The sequence below is a fragment of the Streptomyces thermovulgaris genome, from assembly GCF_002155915.1.
GTDB lineage: Bacteria > Actinomycetota > Actinomycetes > Streptomycetales > Streptomycetaceae > Streptomyces > Streptomyces thermovulgaris.
This window is the reverse complement of the sequence record NZ_MUME01000332.1, coordinates 1-8,127: the sequence shown is the minus strand read 5'-3', so window position 1 is coordinate 8,127 and position 8,127 is coordinate 1. Positions and strand designations below refer to the sequence as shown.

General features: G+C 72.2%; 6 protein-coding genes. All 6 read right to left on the bottom strand.

Annotated elements, in window-relative coordinates:
• Nucleotides 1-33 precede the first annotated feature (33 nt).
• The 6 genes from CCN35_RS23050 to CCN35_RS28160 all read right to left on the bottom strand — a co-directional run bounded on the left by CCN35_RS23050 (nucleotide 34) and on the right by CCN35_RS28160 (nucleotide 7,629).
• Entirely contained in the window at nucleotides 34-765 is a 732-nt protein-coding gene (locus tag CCN35_RS23050) for an RAMP superfamily CRISPR-associated protein (protein WP_086794159.1), read from the bottom strand.
• Nucleotides 762-2,096 carry a type III-B CRISPR module-associated Cmr3 family protein gene (locus CCN35_RS23045; RefSeq protein WP_086794156.1) on the bottom strand — a complete coding sequence of 445 codons (1,335 nt, stop codon included), beginning with the start codon at nucleotides 2,094-2,096 and terminating at the stop codon, nucleotides 762-764. Before CCN35_RS23045 ends, CCN35_RS23050 begins: the two co-directional genes overlap by 4 nt.
• Complete coding sequence (locus CCN35_RS23040; protein ID WP_067398477.1) at nucleotides 2,089-2,739, bottom strand: RAMP superfamily CRISPR-associated protein; 651 nt, start codon at nucleotides 2,737-2,739, stop codon at nucleotides 2,089-2,091. The genes CCN35_RS23045 and CCN35_RS23040 overlap by 8 nt, the downstream gene beginning before the upstream one ends.
• Nucleotides 2,736-4,127 (bottom strand): Cas10/Cmr2 second palm domain-containing protein, encoded by a 1,392-nt coding sequence (locus CCN35_RS23035; protein WP_086794153.1) that lies wholly within the window; start codon nucleotides 4,125-4,127, stop codon nucleotides 2,736-2,738. Before CCN35_RS23035 ends, CCN35_RS23040 begins: the two co-directional genes overlap by 4 nt.
• Nucleotides 4,124-6,190, bottom strand: coding sequence for an RAMP superfamily CRISPR-associated protein (locus CCN35_RS23030; RefSeq protein WP_158100428.1), 2,067 nt, complete (start codon nucleotides 6,188-6,190; stop codon nucleotides 4,124-4,126). The genes CCN35_RS23035 and CCN35_RS23030 overlap by 4 nt, the downstream gene beginning before the upstream one ends.
• A gap of 260 nt (nucleotides 6,191-6,450) precedes the next feature.
• Nucleotides 6,451-7,629 (bottom strand): hypothetical protein, encoded by a 1,179-nt coding sequence (locus CCN35_RS28160; protein WP_067398483.1) that lies wholly within the window; start codon nucleotides 7,627-7,629, stop codon nucleotides 6,451-6,453.
• Nucleotides 7,630-8,127 lie beyond the last annotated feature (498 nt).

The window sequence follows — 8,127 nt, the reverse complement described above, 5'->3', positions numbered from 1 at the left end:
GCCCACCAGGGAGGGCCGCCGCCTCTGGCTCACTCACGGCGGTCCCGCCCTCTTCGAGGCGGCCGCGCTCCGGCCGGTCGCGCTCGAACAGGTGAGGGCCGACGCCGGCACCCGCACTGTCCTGCCGGCCCTCACCTGTTCGAGCGCGACCGGCCGGAGCGCGGCCGCCTCGAAGAGGGCGGGACCGCCGTGAGTGAGCCAGAGGCGGCGGCCCTCCCTGGTGGTCAGGTCCAGGACGGCCTGGTCCAGGGAGACGGTCGTGGTGGTGCCGTGGCCGGTGGTGCGGCCGCCGCCGATGACGGGGTTCCAGGTGGCGAGGTGGTCGAGGACCGTCTGGTGGTGCTCCGGTGCGTCGACCTGGATCCAGCAGGTGATCCGGCAGCCGGGCTGCAGCAGTTCATGGGTGTGGAGAAGGCCGGTGGCCGCGGCGGCGCGGCGGGGGTCGACGGCGGTCCGGGTGCGTGCGGTGAGGGCCGGCTCGTCGAGGCGTGTGCCCAGGAAGCGGACGGGGGAGGGGCGGCCCTGGGTGGTGTGCTCCTCCTCGTAGCCCATGAGGAGGCGTTCGGTCTCCGGGCCGGAGGTGGCCCGTACATGGGCGCGGAAGGACCCGGCGAGCGAGCTGGGCGGGATCCATGGATCGCCCCAGCCGTCGCGTGCCACTTCGCGGAGGGTGCCGATGAGACCGTCGTGCTGCTCGGGTGCCGCCACGGAGGCCGGGCTGTCGAGCCTGAGGACGATCCGGGCCAGGAGGAGGGACGCGGTCACCAGGAACGCTCCTTGCGGACGCGGGCTTGGAGTTCGGCGACGGCCTTCTCCAGCATGCGGAGGTCGCCGGTGGCCAGTGCGCGCAGGTCCCGTTCGAGAATGCCCTGCCGGAGACCGGCCAGTTTCTCGGCGCGCTTGGACTCGAGGAAGGTCAGGTCCGGTTGCTGTCCTCGGCGGCGCAGCGTGAGGCAGGTGTGGAGCTTGTCCAGGTACCAGGCGCTGTCCTCGGAGAGGTAGTCATGCACCTGCCGTGCGATGCCGGAGGCCATGTCCTCCTTCTGCGGTGTCCGCTGAACGGCCGCGGGCCGCGGCATGCGCCACGGCCCCAGCGCGATCCAGCCGAAGCCCTCGGCGCGGCGCAGCCCGAGCCCGTGGTCGAGGAGACGGCGCAGGCCCTCGGCCGTGGGGGTGGAGCCGAGCGCCAGCCGGAAGACGCTGCCGGCGGTGACGGCGAGTTCTGCCGGTTTGGGCAGGTTGGTGAGGGTGTTCCAGCCGCCGATGGACTCGCGGCGGACCCAGGCGCGGTCGAGGGTGACGTCCACACCGAGGAGTTCGGAGAGCAGCCCGGTGTCGGGCCGGGAGGTGGGCCGTCCCGCGGCGTCCACCAGGAAGGCGGGGCTGATGAGCCGTACGATCAGACACCCTTTGGTCACCAGGAAGGCCGGATCGGGCGCCGGGGCCGGGAGGTCCTCGGCGTCGTAGAGGGCGCCGCCGGCGGTGCTGCGGCGGCCGCCCACCCGCAGGGGCCGGGCCTGGAGGAGCCAGGGATCGACGGGTTCCCCGGGCGGGGTGACGATGCGGCCGGTGAAGACACGGCGGACACCGTCACGCCGCGGTCTGAGCGCCCGTCGGGTGAACAGCAATCCTTCCTCGGCCCGTTCGCGTTCGTCGAGCCGTACGTGGGTCTCCTGGACGATGTGGTCGTCGACGCCGAAGAACTCGACCTCGCCGCGGCCGCTCTGGGTGCGGCCGCCGCAGGTGTCGCATTCCGGCTGCCGAGCAGAGCGGCCGGGATCCGCCTGGTCGCAGGAGAACTGCTCGCACTCCTTCTTCGGCCGGTACTTGCAGCGCAGGACGGACAGCGGGACGACGTCCGAGTCGGCGTCCAGCAGTGGGCCGTAGCGCACCTGTCCTTCGAACAGGCGAAGGAAGTGGTCGCGGGCGGCCGGGTCCGCCTGCTGCGGCGGACCGTACTGGGCGATCCAGGAGGCGGCCAGGGCGCCGCGCAGAACGGAGCCGGGAATGTGCCGGTGGGTGTCGACGGGAGCCGTGCCCCGGGGCCGGCGGCCCAGGGCGGCGATCTGGTCGAGTCGCAGGGTGACCTCAACCACGGTGGGCCTCCTGCCGGGCGGTGGAGGAAGTCTGACGGGGAGTGGGAGGAGCCGGACGGGCGGAGGCGGCCGCGCTCGTCCGGGCCCGCAGGGCCTCGAAACGGTCGAGCAGGGCGTCGTCGAGGCGGGGGACGAGGGGAGTGCAGGTGACCCAGCCCAGACCCCGGCGGCGGTCGCCGCCCAGGGAGTGGACCCCCGCGGCGGCGCACGCGAGGACGGTCAGGTGCTCGTCGGTCTCGTCCGGTGACAGCGGAGCGGCTTTGGTGACGGTGAACTCGGCGGTGCGGGCCCAGTGTTCGTCCGCGACGAACAAGTGGTTCTCCTGGGCGACGCCCAGCTCGGCGTCGATGGCGATGCGCGCCCGCGGTTTGCGTGTGACGCCGTCGTGCGGGAAGACGGCGTCCGACCAGTACCAGGGCGACGGCCGGCGTGCCGCGCCGAAGACCTGGTCGATCAGAAGGCCGCCGTCCGGCAGGAGCCGGCGGGCGCTCGCCCGCATCAGGCCCTTGAGTGAGGCGCTGGGCAGCGGATTGTCGTCGTCGACGGTGGCCACGCCCAGGCGGGTCAGGCCGGTGCCGACCCGGAACGGGCCGTGGAACTCGATCCGGACGACGAGCTGCTGCGGCTGAGGAGCCGTGGTCAACGCCACCACCTCGCGATGTCGAGGGCCTGCTGGAGCCCGATGGGGGCCTGGTCGGCCAGGAAGGGCTCGACGACGTCCCTGCGGCCCAGGCGGTCCAGATGCGCCTCGGTGGCCGCCGCGGCATGGGGAGCCTGGTGACGCAGGTGTGCCGCGAGGGCGTGCCGGCCGGACTCGGGCAGGGCGGTCAGCGCGTCGAGATCCGACTGGTGTTCCTCCAGGTCGGCCAGGCACAGGGCGTGTGTGGGGTGGCCCGCGGTGTGGTCGTAGAACGCCACCGACTCCTTCTTTCCATGGACCAGTCTCTTGGCTGCGGCGAGGCAGGAGGCCGCGTCCTCGACGACCAGGTGGAAGGGCAGCTTGTGATGGGCGAACACCAGCCCGGCCGACGCGGACAGCGGGGGCAGTCCGGGAACGTCCGCCTCGGCGCGCACCGCTTTGGTGCGTTCGGTGAAGGAACGCAGGTAGTGACGGACGAACGGCCAGGCGCGGTCGGCGGGCAGGGACAGCAGCACGTCGTCACCGCCGACGAGGTACGGGATGACGCACAGCATGTCCCCGTCCTCCTCCGGCCGGCGGACAGCGGCTGCGGCTTCGGCGAGCGCGTCCCGCGTGGCCTGGTTCAGGCCCCGGGAGATCCTCGCCTTGCTCTCGGCGGAGAGCCTCCTGCCGTGGTGCGCGAGCTTCTCGAAGAAGTGGCCGAACGCGTTGCCGTCGACGAACACCGTCGCCACATGATTGCGGTCGGTGTCCTTCCCGCCCAGGGCGGCCAGTTCGGGAAGCTCCTTGGGCCTGGCGGGAGTTCCAAGCCTCTTCTGCAGCTCGTACTCGGCGGTGCGGGCGTCCTCGCGGGTCCGGTGGGCGAAACGCATCATGCAGTCCGGGCACAGGTACGGCCTCTCGCCGTCGCCGAGATGCACCCTGTCCCTCGCGGGATCCAGATGGCACCGCTCGCAGATGCGGGCGTAGGGGAGCTCCGAGACGGGCGGCAGGTCGCTGAGCACGTCTCCTTCCCGCAGCCGGGGGCCGATGGTCGTGCGGTGGGCGTCCAGGTAGCTGGTGTCCACGGCCCAGACGGCCTGGAACTCTGCGGCCGGCAGACGGGCACGCAGATGCCGGAAGACGCGGCCGGCCGTGTCGCGTGCCAGCCGGTCGGCCTCCTCCTCGCTGTCCGGGGCGTCCAGGACGAGGTTGACGACGCCGTCCGCCTCACCGGCCTCCGTGTTGAGCGAGGCGCCGAACAGACGACGGATCTCCTGGTCCTCGAGCCGGGTCGCCTCGGCCAGGGCCGCGCTCGCGCCGCGCCGGCCGCGCAGATGGGTGGTGCGGGAGAGGTAGCTCTGGATGCGCACACCGGAGACGTCGAGGTAGAGCTTCTTCCGGGTCATCATGTGCGGCCTTTCCGTGGGGCGTCGTCACCGGAAGACTCTTCGGGCATCCAGGCCAGCGTCTGGTCCTCCTCGGTCGGGTCGGGAAGGGGAATCAAGGGCCTTTTCTCCTTGGCCAGCTGAATGCCCTTCGAACGCTTCCAGAAGGCGAACCCCGGTTCGAGGTTGCCGGTGGCGATGTCTCCGTCGATCAGCCGCTGCTCGGTGGGGTACCAGACCTGTTCGGACGGCACCCGGTCCAGGGTGAGCACCGACTGGACGGCCTTCCAGGTGCCGTGCACCTCCGGAAGCTCCCCGGTGACGCGCTTCCGGAAGGCGGCGACGGCTTCCTCGGCGTCGAACGGGGCCTTGGAGCCGGTGCGGGTGGTGTAGCGTCCCGCCGCGTCGGTGAGCTCCAGCGCGGTGATGCGGCCCGTGCAGGCCCCGAACCCCAGCGGCCTGCCGCCGCCGACCGCGTACCCGGTGCCCTCGCCGAACAGCAGCGACGGATCGAGCGCGGCCAGGAGCCCGCCCACCTCCTCGGGCAGCAGACCGTCCACGTGGACGGAGAACGAGAACACCGGACCGGCCTCCACGTACTCCGCGCGGGAGGCCATCTCCCCCTCCCAGGTGCCGGACCGGACACGGAAGTACGGGCGTTTGTCCGCCCTGCCGGTCAGCCAGTACTGCTTGCGGCCGCGCAGCCGCCGGGGCGGGCCTCCCGTCTCGTCCGCGGCGGATCCCCACTCGCGCAGCGGGTACGCGCCGTCCTTCTCCTTCGGAAGAGGCACCTGCGGGCGCGGCTGCAGATAGAACTGACCGGCTCCCGGGCGGGGCCGTCCCAGCGGGGGGAGGTCGGCCCACCGCGTCCGCGGGACCGAGGGGCCGGTGGGGAACGCGTCGGAGAAGCGGACGTGCCCCCGGTAGGAGGCCTGCCGCTGCTCGGGGCCGTCCGCCTCCGAGGTGTCGGCCGAACCGAAGACCCGGCAGGTCGGGCAGAGACTGTCCACGTCCTCGCACGGCAGCAACGCCTCCGGCACCCGCTCGCCGGCCCTGAACCGGCCGTGGTGGCGCCAGACCTCCGCCAGGCTGAGATCCGTGACCTCGTCCTCGGCACCGCGGCCGCGCCTGACCCACACCACCTGGCCGGGCAGCAGCCGGGGAGTCACACGGTGGCGGAGGCCGACCAGCCGGCCCCGGTGGTGGACCTCGACCAGCTCCGGCTCGTCACCGGCCCCGGGAGCGGAGGCGGCCGGTGCGCCGCGACGCCGGTCGCGCCGGTCCTGTCTGACCTCGTCGGCGTCGGCGACGGCCCGCTGGAAGTTCTCCCACGCCTCCTCGGTCGGCAGGGCCGACTGGGAACCCGCCGGGCCCTCGGGGAGCTCGCCGACGGCACACCAGAAACCGTCGTTCTCCGTCCGGGTGCCGGTGTCGCCGACCAGGACGACCCATCCGTCTCCCTGCCGCACCTCCTCGATGGCCCTGCCCCGGGCCCGGTCGCGCGGTCCCTCCCGCTTCCAGTCGGAGATGTGGACGCGTACGCCCGTGCGAAGCGCCCGTGCGTCTCCGCCGAGAGCCCGCTCGACCAGCTCCTTCGCCTTGGCCCACACCACTCGTGTGCAGACCCTGAGACGGGGGCGTCCGTCGTGTTCCACCCCGGTGACCAGGGCGAGGGTCCAGTCGTCGCCCTTGGGCCTGACCGGGTCCCGGTAGCCGGGCCGGAAATCGGCGTCGAACACCCTCAGACAGCCGCCCGCGATCAGTTCGTGGAGCGACCGCACGGCACCGGCCAGCGACGAACCGGGCACGAACGGCACGGCCGGGCCTCCGCCGTCGGGGCTGCGACGAGGAAACCCCTCCTCGCCCGTGCGGATGCCGCGGACGAGGAGCGGGGCCCGCAGGGTCAGCTCGACGTCGATCCTTCCGCTCAGTCGGCCCGGACCCAGCCGGTCGTGGTGGTGCGGGGTGCGCCGGAAGGCGGTGTTGCCGTCGAGTTCGGGCAGGGGGACGAACGTGTACGGATTGACGAACCCGGCGTACTGGGTGCGGCCCTCGGGAGGCACGGACGGCTGCTTCTCACGGACCACGGGCTCCTTGTACGGACGCAACCGAGGAGTGCCGAGCCCGGGTGGGGAGGCGGCGGCCCGCCCGGCCGGGCCCGGTGTTCCCGTACCGCTGCCCGTGCGGGGCGGGCCCGGTTTCGGAACCGCCGGCCCTGCCTGAGCAGAGGGCGGAGGAGCGGGCTTCGGCCGGGCTCCCGCCCTTGGAGGGCCGGGTTTGGACGGAGCGGGCCTGGGAGGACCGGGTTTGGGCGGGCCGGGCTTCGGGCCGGGAGCGGAAGAAGACGTCATGCGGTCACTCCTGGGAGGTTCGGGCCGTGTCCCTGCTCCGGGATCCGGCCGCGGGCCTGGGAATCCCCGTCCCATGGGACGAGCGTGGCGTTCTTCCCGAGCAGTGCGCCCAGCGCCAGCACGAACCCGGTGGGGCCGTCGGTGAACAGCCAGGTGTCGGTGATGTGGTGGTCGTGCACGTCCTTGCGCCATGTGGTGAAGACGTGCCGGACCAGGGCCTCGTGGCAGCGGAGCTGGTCGGGGACGTTGCCGGCGCGTGTGGTGATCACTCGCGCCAGCGCGCACGCGGACGGCTCCCCGGGCGGGACGCGGGGAATCCGGTACCTGTTGCTGCGGCCGCTCCGGGCGGCCTCGAGCGCCTTCGGGGTGATCGCGTTGTTCTCGAACGACACGATCAGGGCCAGGCGCTTCGGCCGCCCCGGGGACCCGGTGTCGTCCTGGCCGGCCTCGAGGACCTCCAGCCGTGAGGGCTCCCTCTGCGTGGAGAGCACCTGCTCCTCGAGCAGGCGCAGTTCCTCCGTGGTGGGCGCCTCCTTCAGACGGCTGTCGAGGCGGAGCATCCTGAAGGCGACCTGCCCTTGCTCCTCCGACATGCCCATCAACGAACCGTTGAGGACCAGCGGGGGACTGTCCTCACCGCGCTCGGTGAAGACCCGTACGCGCTCGGCGGGCTGGTTCCAGAGGATCTTGCCCAGTTCGTAGGCGTGGGGGTGGGGGGCGTTGACGTAGAAGGAGACGTTGCGGGGCACCTCCGCCGCCGTCCCGGCCGCCTCCTCCAGGCGTGCCTGCACGACCCGGTGGGTGATGGTCACCGGGTCGATCCCGGTGGTGCCCTGCAGAAGGTAGGAGGGCTCCACCACGAAGCATGTGTCGTGATGCCGCTTGGCGTGGTCGACCATGGCCTGGACCCGGGAGTGGTGCCACCGCTCGTTGCCGCCGAGGTACAGGACGATGCCGACGCCCTCCTTCCCCCGCAGCTTGTGCTGGGCCACCGACACCACCACCAGGCCGAGCAGGGCCCAGACGAGCATGCCGGGCAGGCTGCCGTCCACCCAGGGGATGAGCTGCACGAGATCCGGTACGAGACCGAGGGCGAGCGCGGCACCGCCCGCGCCGAGAACCGTCCAGAGCCCCTCGGGGGTGGACAGGAAACGTACGAGCCACAGGCGCCGCATCCGGCGTAAGAGACCGCCCACTGAAGTCCCCCCCCACTCCAGTCCGCCCGCTTCGCCCGGTACGGCAGAGACGGACGATCCGGTCACGTCTCCGCCTCTCCTGCGGCTGCCGGAGTGCACCGGCGGTCACGAGGGACGGACGTCGAATGGTGACTACTCATAGCAGAGTGACGGTGCTTCACTCAAAGCTCTTGACGTGGCGTTGAGAGCCTCAATTCCCTTTTTGCGACCGGGATTCGACGGTCGCTCCGGTCAGGCGGCCGCAAGCGCAAGAACCCGTTCGGGTGACCTCGGAGGCGGGGCTTCCGGCAAGAGACCGTCGGTGACCTGGGGAAATGTATCGGTGGCAGGGGTATGGCGGCACGAACCCCGGGGAGAGAGGAGGAGACGGACAGGGGACGAGAAACAGCGCGACCGGCGGCGGGCGGACGTGGCCGGATCGCGACACGCACACCTCCGCCCCGGACACGCACACCTCCGCCCCGATCTCTCCCCACC